The sequence below is a fragment of the Roseateles sp. genome (assembly GCF_031397715.1).
Lineage (GTDB): Bacteria > Pseudomonadota > Gammaproteobacteria > Burkholderiales > Burkholderiaceae_C > Paucibacter_A.
In genome coordinates this window covers 1-1463 of sequence record NZ_JANNMI010000138.1, presented here as the reverse complement: position 1 = coordinate 1463, position 1463 = coordinate 1, and the positions used below count along the sequence as shown (strand labels likewise).

At 61.1% G+C, this 1463-nt stretch carries 2 protein-coding genes; both read right to left on the bottom strand.

The window, feature by feature from the left end; translation table 11 throughout:
- Positions 1-300, bottom strand: a 300-nt coding sequence (locus RMO57_RS05960) for a biotin/lipoyl-containing protein (RefSeq protein WP_310385099.1), incomplete at its 3' end; no start/stop codon positions are given.
- Positions 301-381: 81 nt separating this feature from the next.
- On the bottom strand, positions 382-1463 hold a 1082-nt coding region (locus RMO57_RS05955), incomplete at its 5' end, for a transketolase-like TK C-terminal-containing protein (RefSeq protein WP_414896378.1).

Genomic DNA, 1463 nt, shown 5'->3' with positions numbered 1-1463 from the left:
CGCAGCAGCAGGGGCCGGTGCAGCAGCAGCGACAACCGGGGCCGGCGCTGCTGCTGCTTCAGCGGCGGTCTCCAAAAGCAGCACCAAACTGCCTTCATTGACCTTGTCGCCGATGGCGATCTTGATTTCCTTGACCACGCCAGCCGCCGAGCTGGGGATCTCCATCGAGGCTTTGTCGCTCTCGACGGTGATCAGGCTTTGCTCCAGCGTGACGGTGTCACCGACCTTGACCATCAACTCAATGACGGCCACATCCTTGACGTCCCCAATATCGGGAACCTTGACTTCTACCAGTGCCATGTTTTTTCCTAGCTAGTTGGTGACAGAGCTACTCGCTACGCTCGGGCGGTCTGTCACGCAAGTCCGTCAGATTCGCCGCTTTTAAGCGTACAGGGGGTTGATTTTGTCGGCCTTGATACCGTACTTGGCAATCGCCTCGGCCACCGTCGCCTTGGGCAACTTGCCTTCATCGGCCAGCGAGTTCAAAGCCGCCACGACGATGTAGTGCCGGTTGATCTCGAAATGCTCGCGCAGCTTGGAGCGGAAGTCCGAACGACCGAAACCATCGGTGCCCAAGACCTTGTAGGAGCGCCCTGCGGGTACATAAGCGCGGATCTGCTCGGCGAAGTTCTTCATATAGTCGGTCGAGGCGATCACCGGGCCGCTGGTCTGGCTGAGTTGCTCGGCAACGAAGCTGACGCGCTGCGCGTCGGTCGGGTGCAGCAGGTTCCAACGCTCGCTGTCCTGGCCTTCGCGGGCCAGCTCATTGAAACTTGGGCAGCTCCAGACATGGGCGCCCACGCCCCAGTCGGCTTCCAGCAAGGCCTTGGCGGCCTGGCTCTCGCGCAGGATGGTGCCGGAGCCGAGCAGATTGACCGTCAGCTTTTGGTTGCCATCCGCCTCGTCCAGCAGATACATGCCCTTCAGGATCTGCGCTTCGGTGCCGGCTTTCAGGCCCGGCATCGGGTAGTTTTCGTTCAGCAGCGTGATGTAGAAATACACGTTCTCCTGGTTCTCGACCATGCGCTTCAAGCCGCTGTGCAGAATCACGCCGACTTCATGCGCGAAGCTCGGGTCGTAGCTGATGCAGTTGGGGATGGTGCTGGCCAGGATGTGGCTGTGGCCGTCTTCGTGCTGCAGGCCTTCGCCGTTCAGCGTCGTGCGGCCCGAGGTGCCGCCCAGCAAGAAGCCGCGCGCCTGCATATCGCCGGCCGCCCAGGCCAAGTCGCCAATGCGCTGGAAGCCGAACATCGAGTAGTAGACGTAGAACGGGATCATCACCCGGTTGTTGGTCGAGTAACTCGTCGCCGCGGCGATCCAGCTGGCCATGCCGCCGGCTTCGTTGATGCCTTCTTGCAGGATCTGGCCGTCCTTGGCTTCGCGGTAATACATCACCTGGTCTTTGTCGACCGGCGTGTAGTTCTGACCTGCGGGGTTGTAGATGCCGATCTGGCGGAACAGCC